The organism is Rahnella sp. Larv3_ips, assembly GCF_003697865.1.
Lineage (GTDB): Bacteria > Pseudomonadota > Gammaproteobacteria > Enterobacterales > Enterobacteriaceae > Rahnella > Rahnella rivi.
On sequence record NZ_MJIB01000014.1, the window covers coordinates 464,082 to 485,169 of the forward strand.

At 57.0% G+C, this 21,088-nt stretch carries 18 protein-coding genes; 9 read left to right on the forward strand and 9 right to left on the reverse strand.

What is annotated here, in order from left to right; all coding sequences use genetic code 11:
• The 9 genes from ED901_RS18700 to ED901_RS18740 all read left to right on the forward strand — a co-directional run.
• Positions 1 to 679, forward strand: a 679-nt coding sequence (locus tag ED901_RS18700; protein WP_240993969.1) for a hypothetical protein, incomplete at its 5' end; no start/stop codon positions are given.
• Positions 676 to 1,422, forward strand: coding sequence for a hypothetical protein (locus tag ED901_RS18705; RefSeq protein ID WP_122096844.1), 747 nt, complete (start codon positions 676 to 678; stop codon positions 1,420 to 1,422). The genes ED901_RS18700 and ED901_RS18705, both read left to right, overlap by 4 nt.
• Before the next feature lie 68 nt (positions 1,423 to 1,490).
• Positions 1,491 to 1,745, forward strand: coding sequence for a PAAR domain-containing protein (locus tag ED901_RS18710; RefSeq protein WP_014341782.1), 255 nt, complete (start codon positions 1,491 to 1,493; stop codon positions 1,743 to 1,745).
• The gene (locus tag ED901_RS18715) at positions 1,742 to 3,157 is read left to right on the forward strand and encodes a hypothetical protein (RefSeq protein WP_240993970.1); all 1,416 of its coding nucleotides are present in this window, start codon (positions 1,742 to 1,744) and stop codon (positions 3,155 to 3,157) included. Before ED901_RS18710 ends, ED901_RS18715 begins: the two co-directional genes overlap by 4 nt.
• A complete protein-coding gene (locus tag ED901_RS18720) occupies positions 3,150 to 6,518 on the forward strand; it encodes an ImcF-related family protein (protein ID WP_122096846.1) in 3,369 nt (1,122 codons plus the stop codon). Before ED901_RS18715 ends, ED901_RS18720 begins: the two co-directional genes overlap by 8 nt.
• Positions 6,505 to 7,038 carry a type VI secretion system lipoprotein TssJ gene (tssJ, locus tag ED901_RS18725; protein WP_122096847.1) on the forward strand — a complete coding sequence of 178 codons (534 nt, stop codon included), beginning with the start codon at positions 6,505 to 6,507 and terminating at the stop codon, positions 7,036 to 7,038. The genes ED901_RS18720 and tssJ overlap by 14 nt, the downstream gene beginning before the upstream one ends.
• On the forward strand, positions 7,038 to 8,813 hold the full coding sequence (gene tssF, locus ED901_RS18730) for a type VI secretion system baseplate subunit TssF (RefSeq protein WP_122096848.1): 1,776 nt from the start codon (positions 7,038 to 7,040) through the stop codon (positions 8,811 to 8,813). Before tssJ ends, tssF begins: the two co-directional genes overlap by 1 nt.
• Positions 8,777 to 9,835: a type VI secretion system baseplate subunit TssG gene (gene tssG / locus ED901_RS18735; protein ID WP_371414329.1), complete on the forward strand. Its 1,059-nt coding sequence runs from the start codon at positions 8,777 to 8,779 to the stop codon at positions 9,833 to 9,835. Before tssF ends, tssG begins: the two co-directional genes overlap by 37 nt.
• A 116-nt stretch (positions 9,836 to 9,951) precedes the next feature.
• Positions 9,952 to 10,629 (forward strand): GntR family transcriptional regulator, encoded by a 678-nt coding sequence (locus ED901_RS18740; RefSeq protein ID WP_122096849.1) that lies wholly within the window; start codon positions 9,952 to 9,954, stop codon positions 10,627 to 10,629.
• 31 nt (positions 10,630 to 10,660) lie between these two features.
• On the opposite strand, the gene ED901_RS25160 is transcribed toward ED901_RS18740, so the two are convergent.
• The 9 genes from ED901_RS25160 to ED901_RS18785 all read right to left on the reverse strand — a co-directional run bounded on the left by ED901_RS25160 (position 10,661) and on the right by ED901_RS18785 (position 20,993).
• Positions 10,661 to 11,302, reverse strand: a complete 642-nt coding sequence (locus tag ED901_RS25160; protein ID WP_162997901.1) for a hypothetical protein — start codon at positions 11,300 to 11,302, stop codon at positions 10,661 to 10,663.
• Between the two features lie 255 nt (positions 11,303 to 11,557).
• Entirely contained in the window at positions 11,558 to 12,829 is a 1,272-nt protein-coding gene (locus tag ED901_RS18750) for an aspartate aminotransferase family protein (RefSeq protein ID WP_122096851.1), read from the reverse strand.
• A gap of 14 nt (positions 12,830 to 12,843) precedes the next feature.
• Positions 12,844 to 13,893, reverse strand: a complete 1,050-nt coding sequence (locus ED901_RS18755; protein ID WP_122096852.1) for a phosphotransferase — start codon at positions 13,891 to 13,893, stop codon at positions 12,844 to 12,846.
• Positions 13,886 to 14,620, reverse strand: a complete 735-nt coding sequence (locus tag ED901_RS18760) for an SDR family NAD(P)-dependent oxidoreductase (protein ID WP_056779705.1) — start codon at positions 14,618 to 14,620, stop codon at positions 13,886 to 13,888. Before ED901_RS18760 ends, ED901_RS18755 begins: the two co-directional genes overlap by 8 nt.
• An 88-nt stretch (positions 14,621 to 14,708) precedes the next feature.
• On the reverse strand, positions 14,709 to 15,536 hold the full coding sequence (locus tag ED901_RS18765) for an ABC transporter permease (RefSeq protein WP_122096959.1): 828 nt from the start codon (positions 15,534 to 15,536) through the stop codon (positions 14,709 to 14,711).
• Positions 15,537 to 15,560: 24 nt separating this feature from the next.
• Entirely contained in the window at positions 15,561 to 16,826 is a 1,266-nt protein-coding gene (locus ED901_RS18770; protein ID WP_122096853.1) for an ABC transporter permease, read from the reverse strand.
• A 117-nt stretch (positions 16,827 to 16,943) separates the two neighbouring features.
• Positions 16,944 to 17,972: an ABC transporter substrate-binding protein gene (locus ED901_RS18775; protein ID WP_056779699.1), complete on the reverse strand. Its 1,029-nt coding sequence runs from the start codon at positions 17,970 to 17,972 to the stop codon at positions 16,944 to 16,946.
• Between the two features lie 289 nt (positions 17,973 to 18,261).
• Positions 18,262 to 19,716 carry an NAD-dependent succinate-semialdehyde dehydrogenase gene (locus ED901_RS18780; protein WP_122096854.1) on the reverse strand — a complete coding sequence of 485 codons (1,455 nt, stop codon included), beginning with the start codon at positions 19,714 to 19,716 and terminating at the stop codon, positions 18,262 to 18,264.
• A gap of 8 nt (positions 19,717 to 19,724) precedes the next feature.
• Complete coding sequence (locus ED901_RS18785) at positions 19,725 to 20,993, reverse strand: 4-aminobutyrate--2-oxoglutarate transaminase (protein ID WP_056779692.1); 1,269 nt, start codon at positions 20,991 to 20,993, stop codon at positions 19,725 to 19,727.
• Between the last annotated feature and the right edge of the window lie 95 nt (positions 20,994 to 21,088).

Sequence of the window (21,088 nt, forward strand, 5' to 3'; positions counted from 1 at the left end):
CACACCTCAGTCCCCTCCAACACAGGTGGTCTATCGATTTGATGACCACCGTTTTTTAGAGCTGGTCGGTTACAACTGTGAAGGAGCACTCTGGTTCACTGATACCAAATTAGTTATCCACTCTCAGGTTGAAGAGCAGTTTTATCGAATTTTTAGTAATAAATACGTGCATCCTTCAGAACGATATATCGCCATAACAATGTATGAAGGCTCTGGATTTTATATCTCGAAAGATTACGGCAGAACATGGGATATGGCGAGCTATGCACCAGGTAGTGGAGCTGTAAGATACGGTGCCTCAAACCCAGAACGCGAAGATATCGAATCATTCACCGTCGTCAACGATCAGGGCTTTATGCTCACAAAAGCCGGTGATATCTACATGAGCTCTAAGCCCTTTGATGACCCACGTCTCTCACCTGGCGGAAGCGGGATTGCATATACTTTTCTTGATCACCGCGGGAACTTAAAACAAGACCGGTTAATGCCAGGTAATTCTGGGTTAGATTGGGGCAGAGAGTATTTATCCTGGAATTCAGTGAATAGCCCTAAACCCTGGGTTATCGATGCCTTTAAACCTAACTGGCAGAATATTCCTAATAAAGTCCCCGAAGTCAAAAACTATACCGGATGGGACCATATGCGCTGTGACCCGAATTTAGGATTGGCTTCAAAATGATGCTTATTCAAAGAACTGGCATAGCCCTTATGGCGGCCTTAATCAGTGCATGTCAGGCAGCACCTCAGTCCCCTCCAACGCAAGTTGTCTATCGGTTTGATGATCATCGTTATCTGGAACTGACAGGATTCAATTGTCAGGGGGGATTACGGTATATCGATACTCAACGAGGTATCCAACATCAGATTTATGACGTTTCAGATGGGTATCGGATTTTCACCAAGAAATTTGTTCATCCTTCTGAACGCTATATTGCAATTACCTCATATGAAGGAGGCGGGTTTGCCATTTCAAAAGATTATGGGCAGACGTGGGATGGTGCTCGTTTTTCACCTGGTGGTGGAGCAATACGATATAAAGGCTCTAATCCTACTCGTGAAGAAATTGAGTCATTCACAGTAGTCAACGATCAGGGATTTATGCTGACCAAGTCCGGTGATATCTACATGAGCTCCAAACCCTTCGATGACCCACGTCTTGAGCCTGGAGGAAGTGGGATAGCGTATGACTATCGAGATTATCGCGGGAATATTAAACATGACAGATTAATGCCCGGTACTTCAGGATTAAAGTGGGGTACAGAGTATTTATCTTGGAATTCAGTCAATAGCTCCACACCTTGGGTTATTGATGCGTTTAAACCTAATTGGCAGGGCATTCCTGACAAAGTACCCGCAGTCAAAAACTATAGTGGCTGGGATCATATGCGCTGTGACCCAAATTTAGGGCTGACATCAAAATAAAATAGTGCGTTTGCGAAGCGTCTCGCTCACAGCGTGCGAACATTCTGCTATCAGGGAAGGTATAAGTGATGAAAGGTGTCATTCGCCTAGGCGATCCCCATACACACGGCGGCAACGTCAGCTCAGCATCTGGGGCATTATTTGAAGGTAAACCGGTGATGTTAGCCGGTGATACCGTCAGCTGTTCTCAACATGGCACAGTGCCAGTGAATCAGGGGCATCCGACCTGGAAAATGAACGGCAAAGCTGTGATTGTTGACGGTTGTGTTGCGCAGTGTGGTTGTACTCTCAAAACAACCCTGCCGAACGCCGGAGCACAATGATGAACTGGAGCCTCCCGGATATGGACCGCAAAACCCTGTCCAAACTTCCTGCCTGGTGGTGGTGGCTGGCGATACCGTCAGCATGTGTCGCACTCGCTGCTATCGCGTTGTTTTTCACCTGGCCGGTTCAGCGTGGATTTACCAACCTGCGGTTCTGGTTCTGGCTGTTACTGTTGCCGGTGTTGGTTTCCAGCGCAGTGATGGCCTTAGTGCTCAGTGCGGCTTTACAGGTCCGGCGTGAGACTGACTGGCGACATCTGTTTATTGACCGCAAATATGCCCACTGGCAGCACTGGGGACGCCGGTCTCTGCGGCTGGTGGCATTTCACTGCCTGACGCCGGAACCGGATATCGCCAGCCGGGAACTGGGTCTGGAGGGTCAGCCGCCGCAGGCCCCGGCGAAACCGGCAGAAATCATCCCCGTTCAACCCTTGCAGTTGGGCGAATCCCCATTGAAAGATATTCTCTCCCAGACGCTCGAACCACTGTCAGAGACGTTGCGTGCGCAGTCCTCTATCGAAATATGGTTGTATGCAAACACGCCGGAAGAACAGGCCACAAACGCGGTCGAACAGTACTGGTCTGCCAAATTAAAAAAACGCCTGCCCACTGAGAACATCCACTGGCAGAGCATTGCCCCGGACGCCGCTTTGCTAGACAACTGGTGTGATGAAGACATTTCCATCCCACGCCTGGTGATTGCCCTGCATTTGCTTGACGGCAAAAGCCAGGCCAGTGCCAGCAGCTCCGCCCTGCTCTTCCAGAGGTCTTCCGGGCCGGTGATAAAAGCCCCGCCTTTCCGCCCGGTATACCTGTTCCGCCCGCTGGTGACACAGTCGCACGACCTCGATGCGGACTTCCCGCGATTTCTTGCCGCCGGTCAAACCGAGGCCAAACGTCTGAGCCATTTGTGGGATGCCGGGTTGCACAGCCGGGAGCGCGGCGCCCTGCTGGCCTTACTGGATGAACACGACGTGATGCTGCCGGCCCAGGGGCGTCACGATCTGTCCCTGTTACTAGGCCCTGCGAGCCCGGCCTCCTTCTGGCTTGCCCTGTGCCTCGCGGCGCAGGGATGCGATTTAGGCCAGCGCGGCCAGCTGGTCGCCGCACAGTCCGGGGAGTCCATCAGCCTGGTTCAGCTCAGCACCCAGCCTGCTGCTCCCGTGGACATGCCTGTCGATACGATTTCACGCTATCCGCTGGCCTATCTGTCGGGAATTGTGGCTGTGATGCTGGCCCTGATATTACTCCCCGCCGACCGTGATACGCAGATGGGCATGCTGCCCTGGCTGGGCGGCGGGCTGATGGTGGTCGCGGCCTTACTGAGTTTCTCTGTCCCTCTGGCACTGCGCTTATGGCGTAAGCGGCTCGATGTGGAATGGCACCTGCTGGAACAACAACGTCATGACTAAAAGCCTTCACCTGATGCTGGTGGTGATGCTCGCCCTGGCCCTGAGCCTCCTGTGGCTGAACGCCGACGGAGAAACCCTCACCCACGGCGTGGCCTGGTGGGTAACCGGCGTCATCCTGCTGAGCTATTTTCTGCTGGCCCGCTACGCCTTCGCCCTGGAATTGCTCGATTTTAACCGCCCGCCCGAGGCACAGGACGACGCGCGCATCACGGCGTTTGATACCCTGCGTTTCACCCTGCGTCACCGCTATGGCTGGCACTGGAAGCACAAGCAGCCGTGGCTTTTGGTCACTGGTGAGGCGGCGATGGTGGAGAAAGTCGCCCCCGGCCTGACGCAGGCGCGCTGGTTGGAAAGCCAGAATGCCGTCCTTATCTGGTGTGGCGAAACTGATGCGCTGGATTTAGCCGCCGTGACGCAGTTGCGCAACATGCGCGGGCGCCGCGCCTTTAACGCCGTGCTGTGGGTCACCGATGTGACGGCTGAACCACAATACCTGTGGACTAGGCAGCCGGTGCCTAATCAGACGCTGCCAGCGGACAACAGCGACGCCGTCTATCGGCAGTTTATCGCGCTCGGGCGCACCCTCAGCTGGCGTCCGCCGGTGTTTGGCGTGTGCCTGAGTGAACCGCAGTGGGAACAGGACGACCGCCCGGTGCAGAGTATCGGCTGTCACTGGCCGGCTGGCACGCCGGTCTCACTTGATGACCAGCTCAGTCAGCTTGCCGCCACGCTCATTCCACAGGGCATTGCGCAGCTGAACGAGAACAAACACTGGGCCTGGCTGCTGCAGCTGTCAGGGGATCTGAAACACCACACCGGCGCGTTGCTCAGGCAGCGTTTTCAGACGTGGCTCGGTGAGCATCAGCGCGTGCTGGCCGGCGGCATCTTCTTTATGCCTGCTGCCCCTGAACCGGTTTCTGTTCAGCAACACTCCCACGCCTGCTATTTATCCCCCGCCTGGAACGGCGTTATCGCGCAAAGCCGGACGCAGCAGGGTCGCCGCGACCATCTGTCCACCGGTGACAAGCTGGCCATCGGCACGCTGATGCTGGCGGGGCTGTGGGTGCTCGGCATGGGAATATCTGCCTGTGCCAACCGCACGCTTATCGCCAACAGCCAGGCGCTGCTGCAGGCGACCCGCACGCCGGCCCCGATGTCCGACACGCTGACCCGCAGCGTCGCCCTGCAGGACAACATTGACCGCCTGCTGTGGTGGCAGCAAAACGGCTCGCCGTGGCTGCACCGCTTCGGCCTTGATCAGCGCGATGCGGTGATTGAAGCACTGTGGCCCGCCTATACCCGTCAAAGTCAGGCGCTGCTGATAACGCCTATGGTTAACGCGCTGAAAGACCGGCTGCAGGCGTTTGTGTCACTGCCGCCGGGCTCTGCCGAACGACGTCTGGCCGGGAAAGTGGCCTATCAGCAACTAAAAGCCTACCTGATGCTGCTGCATCCTGAACACGCCGATCCGGCCTTTATGCAGCCGGTGCTGTCTCCTCTGTGGACGGCGCAGGGCGGCGTGGCGCCCGGAGAATGGCTGGCCCGTTCGGACAAGCTGCTCGGCTTTTACCTGCAGCAGCTGCCGCGCCATCCGCAGTGGAAGTTGCCTGCCGATGACCAACTGGTGGCCAACGTGCGTACCATCCTGCGCAGCCAGAAAGGTATCAGTAACAGCGAAAACGCGCTGTATCAGCAGGTGTTGCTGAGTGTGTCGCCGCACTATGCCGACGTCACGCTCGACAGCCTGCTTGGAGAGTCTGCCGGCGGTCAGCTGTTCTCCACCGATAACACCCTGCCCGGCATGTTCACCCGTGAAGCCTGGGAGGGGGAAGTCAGCGACGCGATGGATAAAGCGGCGGCGGCACGCCACGTCACCTCCGACTGGGTGCTGGATGATAAAGGCGAACAGCAGCTGCTGACCAAAGACCAGCTGCAGTTCCGCCTGACCGAGCGCTACTTTGCCGATTACACCAGCGCCTGGCTTAATTTCCTCAACAGCATCCGCTGGAACACCAGCGACTCGCTGAGCACCTCGCTCGATCAGCTGACCCAGCTGGCCGATGCCCGTCAGTCGCCGCTGCTGGCCCTGAGCCGCACCCTGCGTTATCAGGGCGCCGCCGGCCAGCACCGCGAAGCGATGGGGGATTCCCTGCTGAAATCGGCGCAAAAACTGGTGTCGAAAACCACGCCGGACGCCGGATTCACCGGCGGCCGCAATGACCCGACCCGCGTGCTGAACGAGACCTTCGCCCCGCTGCTGGCCGTGTTACCGCCGGAGAGCCCGGCGGCAGGTGAAACGCAGACTACGCAAAACACCGCCGGCGTTTCCCTCAGCAACTACCTGCTGCAGGTGTCACAAACGCGATTACAGCTGATGCAGGTGGCCAATGCCTCCGACCCGCAGGCGATGGCACAAAGCCTGGTCAAATCTGCCTTCAGCAATGTTGACACCACGCTGTCGCAGGGGCGCCACTACGCACAGCTTCTGGCTGCCAGCCTTGGCGGAGAGTGGAGCAGCTTTGCCGATGCCGCGTTTATTCAGCCGCTGGAACAGGCGTGGAACGGCGTGATGGCTCCGGCGCAGCACGGGATCAACAATGCATGGCAGGTGCAGGTGCAGAATCCGTGGCAGGCGGAATTTGCCGGACGTTACCCGTTCGATAACACCAAAAACGACGCCGACTTCACCCAGCTGGCTCACTACCTGACGCCGGATACCGGCCTGATTGACCAGTTTATTACCCAGCAACTGGCCGGCGTGCTGGAAAAACAGGGTGACAGCTGGGTACCTAATCCGCTCAACACCCAGGGAATGAGTATCAACCCGGACTTCCTCAGCGCGGTTAACCAGCTTAGCCAGCTCGGCCGCCGCGTCTTCCCGCAGGGTAAACCCGGCGTGACCTTTGAGCTGCAGATCCGCCCAACCCGCAACGTGGTAGAAACTGACCTGCAGATAGACGACGCCACCCTGAAGTACTTTAACCAGCTGCCGGGCTGGCAGACGTTCCGCTGGCCAGACGCCGCAAGCTTACACCCGCAGGTGTCCCTGACGTACTCACCGGTCGCGGCATCAGGGAAAAGCGCCGACACCTTCCAGAGCTATTTTCAGGCGGACGGCGGCTGGGCCTGGCTGCGTTTACTCGATAAGGCGCAGGTTGAACAGCTCGACAGCAGCCGCTATCGCCTGAGCTGGCAAACCGCCACCAAAGAGACGCTGAACGTGGTGTTACGCACTCAAAGCGGCGGCGGCCCGCTGGAACTGCTCGCCCTGCGCCGCTTTAAACTGCCGGCCCAAATATTTACCTCTCCGGGCATGGCCACGGACAATGCGGAGGACACAACGCGCCATGACGCCCAATAATTTCCAGCGAGTAAGACGCGGCACCGTGCTGTTATTACTGCCCTTACTGATAAGCAGCTGCGGCCTGACGCAGCGCGTGGGAAACGGCGCTTCTGCGGTCGCAGATGCCGTGCTCTACCGTAAAATAGACATCTTGCATCTGAAGCTGACCTCCCGCGCCGCGCTCAACAGCAACGAAGGCGGCGAGGCGCTGCCGACGGTGGTGCGCGTTTATCAGCTCAAAGACCGTAAAACCTTTGATACGGCCAGTTATACCGCCCTGCTCAGGCAGGACAACACCGTGCTGGCCACAGACCTGCTCGACCGGCAGGTTGTCCAGGTGATGCCGGACGCAGGGGCGACGGTGGCCGTGCCGCTGGATGCCGACGCACAGTTTGTCGCCGTGGTGGCCCTCTTTATGGCACCGGATGTCACAAACAACACCTGGCGGCTGGTTCTCGAACGCAATGACCTCGATGACAGTAAAGACCGGATCGTTGAGCTCAATGACAACCGGCTGCAGCTCAGGAAAAATCAGTAATGGAAGACAATTTCTTAAAATATTTTGACGGCGAAATGCGCTATCTGAAGGAAGCCGGGCTGGAGTTTGCGCAAGAATTCCCGGAACTGGGACGTGCTTTAGGCCTGGACGGCACTCCGGTACCCCGCGATGACTCCGTCGAACGGCTGTTTCAGGGTTTTTCGCTGATGATGGCGAAACTGCGGCAGAAAATTGACGATGACATTCCCGAGCTGACCGAGCCGCTGCTCTCGCACCTGCTGCCGGTGATCAACCGCACTCTGCCCTCCACGGCGATCGTCGAACTGACACCCGCCGCGCCGGATCTGCATGTGCGGAAAGAGCTGTTACCCGCTGAAAGCGAGCTCTTTACACAACAGCTCGGCAATGATCGCCAGCGTTGTGCGTATCGCACAGTACGGGATCTGGAAATCCATCCATTTTCGCTGGAAACCGTCTCGTTATTCACCCTGCAGGAAGGCCAGCAGGCACTACGGCTGCGGTTCTCACTTCCCGCACTGATTGAAATTCGCCCCGCAGACTGGCAGAACATCAGCCTGTATCTCAACGGCGACCGCGTGCTGCAGTCGGCGCTGTCTCTGGCCCTCAGCCGTCAGGTGAAGCGGGTGAACGTTCGGTTCTGGCAGGAATCGACAGAGCTGAAACCGGCAGATGTGCAGTTTTTGCCGCGCTGGCAGGCAGAGAACGACGCCTCAATCTGGCCGGAGAGCGACAGCCCGGCCCTGTGCGGCGAAGTGCGCCCGTGGCTGGAGTATTTCACTTCCGCAGAACGTTATTTCTTTATGCAGCTGCGCGGGCTGGAGGCCCTGACCTTCCCGTCTGACACCACCTCCTTTGATATCGAGCTGACGCTCAGCGAACGCTGGCCATACGATTTAGCCGTACCGCCGGACGCCATCCGCATGCACTGTGTGCCGGTGATTAACCTGTTCCGCCTGCTGGCCCAGCCGCTGAGCGTAACCACCGCGGTCAGCGATTACCGCCTGCGGCCGCACCGGCTCAGCGACGGCCATACCGAGATTTATGCGGTCAATGACGTGGCAGAGGTCGCCGAAGACAACGCTGAATTCAGCTACGTGCCCTACAGCCAGTTTCGTCAGAAAGGCGGCATGCTGAAATACGCCAAAAACTGGCCCGACCGTTATTACCACACCCGCATGTACCGGGGGACATCCGGCCTGAACGAGACCATTTTAATGCTCGGCGGGCGCACGCACGAGGAACAGAACGGCCTGAAAATGCGGCTGAACATGACCTGCACCAACGGCGCCTGGCCGCGCATGGCGTTGCAGGAGAGCGTTTTCGACGGCGAAACCGCCCTGGGTAATCTTGAACTGAAGTGTTCAACCCGCTTGCGACCCACTATGCCGTATTACCCGCCGACCACTGAGCTTTATCAGTGGCAGGTGCTGTCTCTGCTGCATCCGCAGGCCATCGCCGGGCTGATGGAAATCGACACGCTGCGTCACGCGCTCAGTCTGCTGGACTGGACGCATGACCCGGACAACGCACGGCGTATTGCGGGCATTACACAGGTGAGCTATACGCCGTCTCACTACCCTGCCGAAGGCTGGCACGGCGTGGCCATCCGCGTAACGTTGGATGAACATCAGTTCTGTGGTCAGGGCGATGCCCTGCTGTTTTGCGAGATCCTGGAGCAGTTCTACACCCAGTACGCCGATATCCGCCGGTTCACACAGCTGACAGTGACGCTCAGTCAGTCCGGGACACAATGGGCATGGCCGGAACGACGCTTTACCCGGATTTTATTCTGATGATGAAAGATTACGAAAAGCGCCTGAAAGAATTCTGGCAGGACAGTGAAGGCAACGACCGGGCGCATGCGTTTAACTTCTACCGGTTCTGCCAGTTGCTGGAGAAACAACTCTCGGATAACAAACCGCTCGGCAGCACCTTTTCGCCGAAAAACGACGCGGTGCGTTTTCGTCCGCATCCGGGGATGGGTTTTCCGGTCAGCGAGCTAAAAGCCGTCGAAACAAATGCGGAACGCCCGGACGCGCCGCCGACGGTGCGCACCACCTTTATGGGGCTGTACGGCGTGGATTCGCCGCTCCCGACCAATTATATCGATGACATCACCCAAAGGCGCGAAGGGCATGAGGCGCTGGAAGCCTTTTTAGACATCTTCAACCACCGGATGATGACGCAGTTCTACCGCATCTGGCGAAAGTACAATTATCCCGCCACCTTTGAAGACGGCGGTACCGACAAAACGTCGCGCAGCCTGATGGCCCTGACCGGTATCACCGACAGCGGCGACGTGCCCGCCTCGCGGTTACTGGCGTTACTTCAACCGCTGGTCAGAACCACCCGCACAGCGGAGGGGATTGTCAGCGTGATCCGCACGCAGGCACCAAATACGCAGGTCACAGTAAAACCGCATAAAGTCACGCAGATGCCCGCCGGGAAACGGGCAAAGTTCTCTTTTTCAGAACAACAACGGCTGGGGGATCATCTGGTACTTGGCAGCATGTCATCCGATGCCAACTACTGCATTGGCGTGGAGATGTTTACAGAAGATCCGGCGGAAGCCAAAAGCTGGTTACCCGGCGGAGAGCTGCGTGAAGATGTGTTCCGGCTGCTGCGCGTCTATCTGGGGTGTGATTATGACGCCAGCCTGACACTCACTATTCCTATGAAGCTGGCTCCGTTGCCACGTCTCGGCGACCCTTGGTTACTGATGGGATATAACGTCGTAATGGGTTTACGTGAGGATAATCTGGAAGAAATGCCTGAGCGGGTGAAAATGAAACTGGGGCAAATCCGCAGTAAATAGGTGATGAGGCAGAAGCTGCCTCACCCCCATCACATTTGATGCATCATGTTGTATACTCATCGCCGACGGTTTCTTCTCTATTCCGGGTGCGCGCACTCTATTGCTACGGTGAACATTTGAATTATCCCATCAGCTCGATTAACCACGCCTACCTGGGCAGCAGCGTGTATGCCACGCTGCGCGAAGCCCTGATTAGCGGCCGTCTGAAACCTAACGATCGTCTGCGCATCCGCGAACTGGCTGAGCAGGTGGGCACCAGCGTCACGCCGGTGCGTGATGCGATTTTACAGCTGGCAAAAGAGCAGGCGCTGGAAATGCGCACGCCAAAAGATATCCGCGTGCCGCAGCTTGATGAGCAGCAATATCACGAAATTCGTACGTTGCGCCTCGAGCTGGAAGGCCTCGGCGCGGAGAAAGCAGCGCAGTCGGTGACCGTCTATGAGCTAGAGCGCATTACGCAAAACATTGAGGCCAACCGCAACGCCATCAGCAACGAAGATTTACCCGAAGCCTTGCGCCTGAACAGCGAGTTTCATCTGATGCTGGCAGAAAGTGCGCGGATGCCGTTGCTGAGTAATTTTATCGACAGCTTATGGATGCGCACCGGCCCGTTGATTGCTCAGGCTTACGCCCATTTTTCCCAGCGTATGGCTATCGAGCATCATCAGGAGATTCTGCTGGCGTTGCGTAAAGGTGATGGCGCGGCGGCGAAACGGGCGATTCAGGAAGATATTCTCGACGGCAGCCAGAAAATGGTCGAATTCCTGGCGGCCAGTCGTGAAGGGTTTGAATAACAGCACCGCGATCAGCGCGCTGATTTAGCGGTTACAACAGATCTCCGTAAGGCATGTGGTGCTCGGAAAGCATTCCGGTGAGCACCACATTGGCGGTACGCGTACCCTGTAAACGGTCATACATTTTGTACATTTTCTGCAAACCATTATCGACGGCGTGGATCACCGTTGGCGTAAACACATCCTCATTCCAGCGAATTATCATTCCCCCTGTATTTGGATCGAAAATAAAGATTTCATCGCCGGTGCCATAAAATGCGATGCCCATGTGATTCATCGGATATGTGCTGCGTTTTAAATAGGCGCAATTATCTCTGCGCTTGTTAATTTCTCCGACAGATAAAACCAGTAATACCAGACCACATCCCCTTACAAAGGGTTTTTCGGGAAGAATACATCGTGAATATTGGCTTTGCAGATGAAAAATTCTTTGACGAAAATCCTGAAACCCTGGTGGGATTGTATTATCTAAAATATTCCCCGACGCCCGTACCGCACTCAGGTACTCCTCTGCGTAATCAAACACTTGCCTGGGTGTCAGGGATGTGTCTGCCCCGTCAGCGCAATCAAGAATATGCGACACCAGAGCCACACTGAGCCCACAGCAAAATCCCCCCTGAGTTTGTAATTCGGACTGACGGCAGCGAAAACGATTAAACTCCTGAACAGACATTTCTCTCTCCTTTTAAAAATATACATTCACACAATTATTTTTATTCATTGGCAACATAGCTAAAACATATAGCTAAATAAGAAAAACTGAATAAGGAATACTTCATTAACTTATTCCAGAGAAGTTATTATACAGAAAATAATGGAATTATTATTTTCATATCAGATATTTTTTGAGACAGATCCCGCACAGGGAATAATGAATGAGTTGATAAACTCATTCATTTTAACGTTCCCAGAATGTTGCCAGGGCGACTTATTGCGCAAGATCATGGGCGGCTTCCCCGAGGACCTCTGCCAGCGTTTCCAGCAGCAGCGCCGCGTGCTCCGGCTGAAAGACCAGCGGCGGGCGTATTTTCAGTACGTTGGCCGACGGGCCGGTAGCGCTGATTAAAATCTGTTTACGCCGCATCGCGTTGACCACGTACGCGGCCTGTTCCGGTGCCGGGGTGTTGCGCTGATCGCTCACCAGTTCCACGCCGATGAACAGCCCCTCGCCGCGCACATCGCCGATCACCGGATAACGCGCTGCCAGTTTTTGCAATCCTTCGCGCAACAATGCGCCGGTTGTCTGCGCGTTCTGCTGCAACGCCTCACGCCGTAACACCTGCAAAACCGCATGCGCCGCCCGGCATGACACCGGATTGCCGCCGAAGGTATTGAAATAACGCTGGCGACGGCCAAACTCCGCGAAGAGTTCCGGTCGGCCAACCAGTCCGGCCACCGGATGCCCGTTACCCATCGGTTTGCCGAGGCTGACCAGATCGGGAAGCACGCCGTAGCGGGCAAATCCCCAGCGCGAACTGCCGGTGCGGCCAAACCCCGGCTGTACTTCGTCGGCGATGAATAATCCTCCGGCGGCGCGCACCTGTGCCACAGCGCGCTGTATCTCCTGCGGCGGCGGACTGAATATTCCGTCGCTGGAAAAAATGGTGTCCAGCAGCAGCGCCGCCGGTTTTACGCCGGCCTGCTTCATTTCCTCCAGCGCCCTTTCCACACCCGCGCCGAACGCGCCCGGATGACGGAAGGTGTCAGGTGCGTCAATCAGCCAGACAGTTTTTCCCTGCACAAATCCTTCGCCCAGCGAAGGCGACAGTTCAGCCAGCGCGCTGGTGACGCCATGATACGCCCAGCGGGTCACCAGAATGCCCTGCCCGCCGGTGACCAGGCGGGCAACGCGCAGCGCCAGATCGTTGGCTTCGCTGCCGGTGCAGGTCATGGTCAGGCTGCGCAACTCTGGCGGAAACTCGGTCAGAAAATCTTCGGCAAACTCGACGATGGCATCGCTCAGATAGCGGGTATGTGTGTTGAGCTGCGCGGCCTGTGCCGCAATCGCCTCAACCACCGCCGGATGACAATGCCCCACCGACGCCACGTTATTATACGCATCGAGATAACGACGCCCTTCGCTGTCATACAGCCAGACACCCTCTGCACGCACCACGTGCAGCGGCTCCTGATAAAACAAACGATAACCGCCGCCAAGCCACTGCTTGCGGCCTTCTGAAACCTGTTGCTGAGTGAGCATCCGCTGGCCTCCCGTTACATCAGTGATGAAGTGCAGGACTGACGGAAAATCGCGTCTGTCTGCGTAAAGGGTTGTTGCATCAGCCGTGAAAGGCTGCGCCACGCGTGCGTCTGATTGCGCAGGATATAGTCACGGTTCAGCGGATAAAGTACCGCACGGTGCTGGGCGATCAGCAAACTCAGCGCCAGCCGCGATGCCACCAGTTCCGGCAACACCTGAAGCTCAGCGTCGGTCAGCGGCTGCCGGGCGGTGTAGGCTGCAATCAGCGGGCGGCAATACAGAAACAGGTCGTCCCCGTTGCTGTCCAGCTGATAGGCCAGAGCGGTCGCCAGTTCATTGATAAGTGGAGCGTGAAGGGCATCGCCGAAATCGATGATACCGGCGATCCGCTGCGCATCGGCGCTGCACACCAGCACGTTGTGCGTGTTCAAATCGTTGTGGATCACCTGTCTGCGCAGCAAAGGGCTGGCAGGAACCACCTTTTGCTGATGCGTTTGCAGTACCCGCGCGATTGTGCGGCGTTGCTCCGCGTCAGTCAGGTGCGGCACCCAGCCCTGCATCCGTGACAGATCTGTGATATCCCACAGCAAATTTCGGTGCGCGCCCGCATGTTCAAAATCACTCAGCGCGATATCCAGACGCGCCAGCGTATCGCCCAGCGCCTGCATCAGTTTTTTGGATCGCGGCACCTGATACTGCGCCGTACCCGGCAGATAACTGACCGCGCGCAGGGTGAGGTTTTGCCCGCTGACGTTCACCTGCGGGGTGAGTTCTCCGCTGCGGCTCTCCTGCAAACGGGGAACCGGCAACGCGCTGTCGCGCAGCGCCAGATGGCTGAGGATGGCCGTCTGAAAATCCACTTCGACAGGCACTTCCGCCGGGTTAACAAAACGTAGCATGTATGCCCGGCCTGAAAGCGTGGTCAGGCAAAAATTGCTGTCGCGTTCGCCGCCGAGGATCTCCGCCGTGCCTTCCAGCCCGTAAACCTGCACCGCAATTTTCTCTGCCTGCAACGGCGTTACGCGCGGGACTTCTGTGGTCAGCAGTGAAGACGTCTCAGACATGTTGACCGCCGTTGACGTGGATCTCCGCCCCGTTGACGTAAGAAGCGCCGGAGGTGCAGAGGAAATAGATCAATGACGCCACTTCCTCCGCTTTGCCCAGACGCTGCAACGGCACGCTGCGTTCCACAATCTCTTGTGTGCCGGGCGAGAGGATGGAGGTATCAATTTCGCCGGGTGCGATAGCGTTTACGCGCACGCCGTGAGGCCCGAACTCGTGCGCCATCTCGCGGGTCAGCGTCGAGAGCGCCGCTTTAGAACAGGCGTAAGCCACACCGGCAAACGGATGCACTTTGCTGCCGGCAATCGAGGTGACATTGATGATGCTGCCCTGCGCCGCTTTCAGCTCATCAAACAGGCCGGTGGCCAGCATCGCGGTGGAGAAAAGATTGACGTTAAACACTTTCAGCCAGGTGGCGTAATCACTGTCGAGCACGCCGAGGCGACCGCCGGTGGCCGTTTTGGGTGACATCCCGGCGTTGTCTACCAGCGCATCCAGCCTGCCGCCGAGACGTTCTTTGATCATCGGCAGGGCATTCTGCACGCTGTCGATATCTTCCAGATCCAGATGAATATGGTTCAGAAAACCTTCTGCCCACGGACATTCATCCACCCAGTTCTGGCGCGAGGCCGTAAAAATCCGCCAGCCCGCCGCGTAAAAATGTTTGACCGTCGCGTGTCCGATACCCCGGCTCGCGCCGGTCAGTAACAATGTCTTTTTTTCGGTCATGGTGATTGCCTCGGTTGCTTTTGATATTTGATGCATCAGGAATAATCAAAAAAAGAGGACCTGTAAAGTCCTCTGATGAAAAAGTGGCTTAATGCGTGGCGCCGGAGTGACGCAGACGTTCGCCGCGACGGCGCAGCAGTTCCATCACCACCAGTAAAATCAGTGAGGCGCCTACCATCAGTGACGCCGCAGCGGCTATGGTCGGATCGAGATTTTCGCGGATTCCGGCGAACATCTGGATAGGGAGCGTTCTCTGGCGCGGGCTGGCGAGGAACAGTGTCACCACCACTTCATCGAATGACGCGGCAAACGCAAACAGCGCACCGGAGAACACGCCGGGGGCGATAAGCGGCAGGGTCACTTTGCGAAACACGGTCAGCGGCGAGGCCCCCAGACTGGCTGCGGCCCGCAAGAGATTACGGTCGTAGTTTTTGAGAATCGCCGTGACGGTGATCACCACAAAAGGCACGCCGAGCATGGCGTGGGCCAGCACCAGCCCGAGGTAGCTGTTGAGCAGTGAAATACGTGCAAAGAAGAAGAACATGCCGACCGCGATGATCACCACCGGCGCAATCATCGGCGAAATCAGGACAGCCATCACCAGTGATTTACCGCGAAACTCACCGCGCACCAGCCCGACCGAGGCCAGTACGCCCAGCACCGTCGCCAGAAGGGTCGCCAGCGGCGCAATCAGCAGACTGTTCCCCAGCGAACTCAGCCATTCATCCGAATGAAAAAAGGTGTGGTACCAGCGCAGCGAAAATCCGGTGAGCGGATAGCTGAGAAAAGACCCGGCATTAAACGACAGCGGCACGATGATCAGCACCGGCACAATCAGAAACAACAGGATCGCCGCGCTGTAGAAGTTGAAAAACCAGCGCCACAAACGCAGCAATAATGCCCCTTTCTGTCTCATTTGATGTTTCATTTTCGGGCTCCTTTAATGCGCGGCAACTTCCGCTTTGGTGCGCGTGACGCGGATATAAACGATGTACAGCAACACCACAATCACCAGCAACTGTGTGCCCAGCGCCGCAGCCATTCCCCAGTTCATCGTGCTGTTGGTAAAGAATGCCACAAAGTAGCTGACCATCTGATCGCCCGGCCCGCCGAGCAGCGCGGGGGTGATGTAGTAACCAATCGCCATCATAAACACCAGCAATGCGCCTGCGGTGACACCGGCATAGGTTTGCGGCACATACACCCGCCAGAAAGCAGAAAACGGATGCGCGCCCAGCGAAATCGCCGCCCGCACATAGTTAGGTGAAATGCCTTTCATCACCGCATATAAAGGCAGCACGATAAACGGCAGCATGATGTGGGTCATCGAGATGTAAACGCCCAGCCGGTTAAAAACCATGACCAGCGGCTGATCGATAATGCCGGTGCCGAGCAGTGCGCGGTTGATAAGCCCGCCGGACTGCAACAGCACAATCCAGCTGGCGGTGCGCACAATCAGCGACGTCCAGAACGGCAGCAGCACCAAAATCATCAGTAAATTGGCGCGCCCGGCGGGCTGTTTTGCCAGCCAGTACGCCAGCGGATACCCGAGCAGCACGCAGCACAACGTCACGACCAGCGCCATCCATAGCGTTCTGAGCAGCACATTGACGTACAGCGCCTGATCCGCAGGCAGCGCAACGATGTGGCCGGTATCGACATCGACCTTGCGGTCAAATGCCGACAACAAATAGAGAGAGGTGACGGGTTTTGCCGCACGCCGAAGGGTCTGCCAGGTGCTGACTTCGCCCCACAAAGGCAGGCTCTGGATTAACGTTTCGCGCACCGCGGTGCTGCCTGCCGGTACATGGCGTAACGTGCCGGTGATCAGGCTGCGGTAGCGGTTATCTTCGTAGCTTAAACGTTTGGCAATCGCCGCCATTTGTCCGCTGCTGCGGGCGTTGCGCAGGTCAGACACCAGGGCGTTGAATGTCGCTTCGTCGGGCACGCTGTTGCCATCCCAGCGCGATAACTGCGTCACCGTGCCCGGCAGGGTGTCCCCCAGTTCGGGGTTGGTGACACTTTTCACTAAAATCGACGCAATCGGAAACAGAAAGCTGACGATCACAAACAGCAGTAAAGGTGCAATCAGCAGTAAAGAGCGGCGGGTGTAAGCGGCCTCTGTTTTTCGCAGGCGTTGACGCAGGGTAGGACCCGATGTCCCGGCGTCCGGCACCGGTGTGGTCAGCATGTCGGTTTGGCTCATATTTTTCTCCCGCAGCGGGTGTTCTGATGTCGTGTTTCACAGGTGCTGAGCACAAAATCATGCGGGCTGAATCACGGCCGCGAGTCTCGCCGGTTCAGCCCGATAAATGAAGGGGAGTTACTTCGCAGCCCAGGCGTTGAATCGTTGCTCGAGATCTTCTCCGTGCTCGATCCAGAACTGAGTATCCACCTGCAATGCGCCTGCCAGGTTTTTCTCAGCCGTCGGGAGATTCTGCGCGTATTTTGCATCGATCATGCCGGTGACGGATTTTTCAGTCGGGCCGTAAGGAATGGTTTCGGCAAAGACTTTCTGATTCTCAGGCTTGTTGGCAAAGGCGATAAACTGTTCGGCCAGCTCTTTGTGTTTCGAGCCTTTGACGATCGCCCAGCTGTCCAGATCGTACAGGCTGTTTTCCCAGACCATTTTGAAGTCATGCCCTTCAGCCTGTGCGGCGCTGACGCGGCCATTATAGGCCGAGCTCATGACCACATCGCCGGATACCAGCCATTGCAACGGCTGAGCACCGGATTCCCACCACTGAATATTGGGTTTGATTTGGTCGAGTTTTTTGAAGGCACGTTCCACACCGGCCGGGGTGGCCAGCACGTTATAGATGTCTGCGCGTTTGACGCCGTCGGCCAGCAGCGCAATTTCCAGCGTAAATTTGGCACTTTTGCGCAGTGCGCGTTTACCCGGAAAATCTTTCACATCCCAGAAATCTGCCCAACTGGTTGGCGCTTTTTTCAGTTTGCTGGCGTCATAAGTCAGTACCGTTGACCACAGGAAGATGCCCGCGCCGCATTCGGTGACCGCGCCCGGTACGTACTGTGTTTTATCGCCGAGTTTGTTCCAGTCCAGAGGTTCAAACAGACCTTCATCACAGCCGCGGATAAGCTCCGGGCTTTCGACTTCCACCACATCCCAGCCGACTTGTCCGGTTTCGACCATGGCACGAATGCGTGCCATTTCACCGTTATATTCGCCCGGTTCGATGGTGCCCTTTCCGGCAGCGGCGAAGGGTTTGTAAAACGCTTTATCCTGCGCGTCCTTATTCAGGCCGCCAAATGAGATCACGGTCAGAGATTCGGCCTGAGCCTGAAAAAACAGACCGGCGAGGAGAGTGGTCAGTGCAATCTTCTTAAACATGCTGTGACTCCTGGTTAACTTAAAAAGTGCGGAAAGCGCTAAAGTAAACGGCGTGTTAAAATATGATGCATCATATTTTATTATGAAGCATAAACCATGCCATTCCTGTGGAGTCCGCCCGTGCGGCCTTACGCGCGATGCGCAATGCCGTACGGACAGGCTTTGTTGAGGCAATTTGTATTTTTTTTGCGCCTCATGACCACTCAGTTTCTTTTTATTGTTAAACCTTGCACAGCTTGTGTGCATCACTGCACGTTATCTGAACCCTTATCTGCGTCGGGGTGACGGATTACTCCGCCAGCTCGATGCACAGATATTTCATTTCCAGATAATCGTCCATGCCGTGACGTGACCCCTCACGCCCCAGCCCGGACTGTTTGATCCCCCCGAACGGTGCCACTTCGTTTGAAATCAGACCGGTATTAATGCCGACCATGCCATATTCCAGCGCTTCCGGAACCCGCCACTGGCGCGCCGCGTCACGGGTGAAAAGATAAGCAGCCAGCCCGAACTCCGTATCGTTAGCCATCGCCACAGCCTGCGCTTCGTCAGTAAAACTGAACACCGGCGCGACCGGGCCGAAGGTTTCTTCACGGGCAAATTTCATCGCTGATGTCACATTGCCGATCACCGTCGGCTGGAAGAAGGTTCCGCCCAGCGCGTGCGGTTCGCCGCCGGTCAGCAGCGTGGCACCTTGCGATAAGGCATCAGCAATGTGTTCGCGCACTTTCGCAATCGCATCATGATCGATAAGCGGGCCTTGCGTAACGCCGGTTTCAGTGCCGTCACCGACCTTCAGCTTTTGCACTTCTTCCACCAGCCTGGCGACCAGCGCAGGGTAAATCCCCTGCTGGACATAAATACGGTTGGCGCAGACGCAGGTTTGCCCGCTGTTGCGGAATTTCGACGCCATGATCCCCGCCACGGCGCGCTCCAGATTGGCGTCATCGAAGACGATAAAGGGTGCATTTCCGCCAAGCTCAAGCGAGAGTTTCTTCACCGTCTGCGCGCTTTGCGCCATCAGAATGCGCCCCACTTCCGTCGAACCGGTAAAGCTGAGTTTGCGCACCACCGGGCTGTCGCACAGCACTTTGCCGACATCGCGCGCTGAACCGGTGATCACCTGCAACACACCGGCCGGAATACCCGCCTCAATCGCCAGTTGTCCGAGTGCCAGCGCGCTCAGCGGCGTCTGTTCCGCCGGTTTGACGATCATCGCGCAGCCTGCTGCCAGCGCCGGTGCGGCTTTACGGGTGATCATTGCCGCCGGGAAATTCCACGGGGTGATCGCCGCGCACACGCCAATCGGCTGTTTCAGCACCAGCATACGTTGCGAGGCCTGAACAGGTGCCAGCACGCTGCCTTCGATGCGCTTCGCCTCCTCAGCAAACCATTCGATAAACGACGCGGCGTAGATGATTTCGCCCCGCGCCTCGGCGAGGGATTTACCCTGTTCTGCGGTCAGCAACGCGGCCAGATCGTCGGCGTGCTCCACCATCAGTTGCGCCCATTTCTGCATCAGCGCGGCGCGCTGTTTGCCGGTTTTCTCACGCCAGCCAATCTGCGCCTGCTCTGCGTAAACAATCGCCTGCGCCGTTTGCGCCGGGGTAATTTGCGGCACGCTGGCGATCACCGCACCGGTAGCCGGATTGATGACGTCTTCACGTTCGCCGTTTTCGCTGTCCAGCCAGTCGCCGTTGATCAGGCATTGCTGGCGCAGCAACCTGTGATGTTTCAGTTGCATAGGTTCCCTCAGTCAGCCAGTACGCGGGACAAAATCGCCAGTGCGGCTTTGAACTGAGCGTCGGGAATGGTCAGCGGATACAGGAAGCGGATCACGTTACCGTGTACGCCGCAGCTCAGCATCAGCAAACCGGCATCCAGCGCTTTGCGCAGATACTGTTTGGTCAGTTCAGGCGAAGGTTTTCCGGTGGCCGGATCGTTAAATTCAGCCGCCACCATAGAGCCGCGCGCGCGCACGTCCACCAGCGCCGGGCAGCTGGCTTTGGCTTTTTCCAGCACCTCAACCAGTTCAGCACCGAGACGGTTAGCACGATCGCACAACTTTTCTTCTTCGATGATATCCAGCACCGCCAGCGCAGACGCCACCGCCAGCGGGTTACCGGCATAGGTCCCGCCGAGGCCACCGGGTTCAGGCGCATCCATCAGCTCAGCCCGGCCAGTGACACCGGAAATCGGCATCCCGCCACCCAGGCTTTTCGCCATGGTGACTAAATCCGGTTTAGCGTCGCCGTAATATTCCATCGCAAACATTTTGCCGGTGCGCGCAAAGCCGCTTTGCACTTCATCGGCGATCAGCACAATGCCGTGACGGTCACACAACGCGCGCAATCCTTTGACGAATTCTTCCGGCGCAATGTTGAAACCGCCCTCGCCCTGTACCGGTTCAAACACTATCGCGGCGACCTGCTGCGGGCTGATGTCACTGCGGAAAATACGTTCGATGCTCTCCAGCGCCGCTTCTGTGCTGACACCGTGCTGCGCATTGGGGAACTGCGCGTGGAATACTGACGCCGGGAAAGGTCCGAAGCCCACTTTGTACGGCACCACTTTTCCGGTCAGCGCCATCGTCAGCAGGGTGCGGCCATGAAACGCGCCGGAGAACGTAATGATGCCAGGGCGGCCGGTGGCTGCGCGGGCAATCTTCACCGCGTTTTCTACCGCTTCAGCGCCGGTGGAGAAAAAGGTGGTTTTGGCTTTTCCCGCCACCGGAGAAATGGCGTTGATGCGCTCTGCCAGCGTGACAAAGCTTGCGTAAGGCACAATCTGATAGGCCGTATGCGTGAACTGATCGAGCTGTTTGCGGATGGCATCCACAATTTTCGGGTGACGATGGCCGGTATTGAGCACGGCGATCCCCGCTGTAAAATCGATGTACTCCCTGCCCTCTTCATCCCACAGCGTGGCATTTTCTGCTTTCGCTGCGTAGAAATCACACATGACGCCGACACCGCGCGGTGTCGCTTCTTTACGGCGTTTTTCCAGTTCGCTGTGACTCATCTCTTGCTCCTGCCTGAAGGCTGATATTTTGTAGGTTACGGGTAAAGGACATGTGAAATTTGTTATCCGCCCTTGTTTTTTATCCTGTCAGCGGC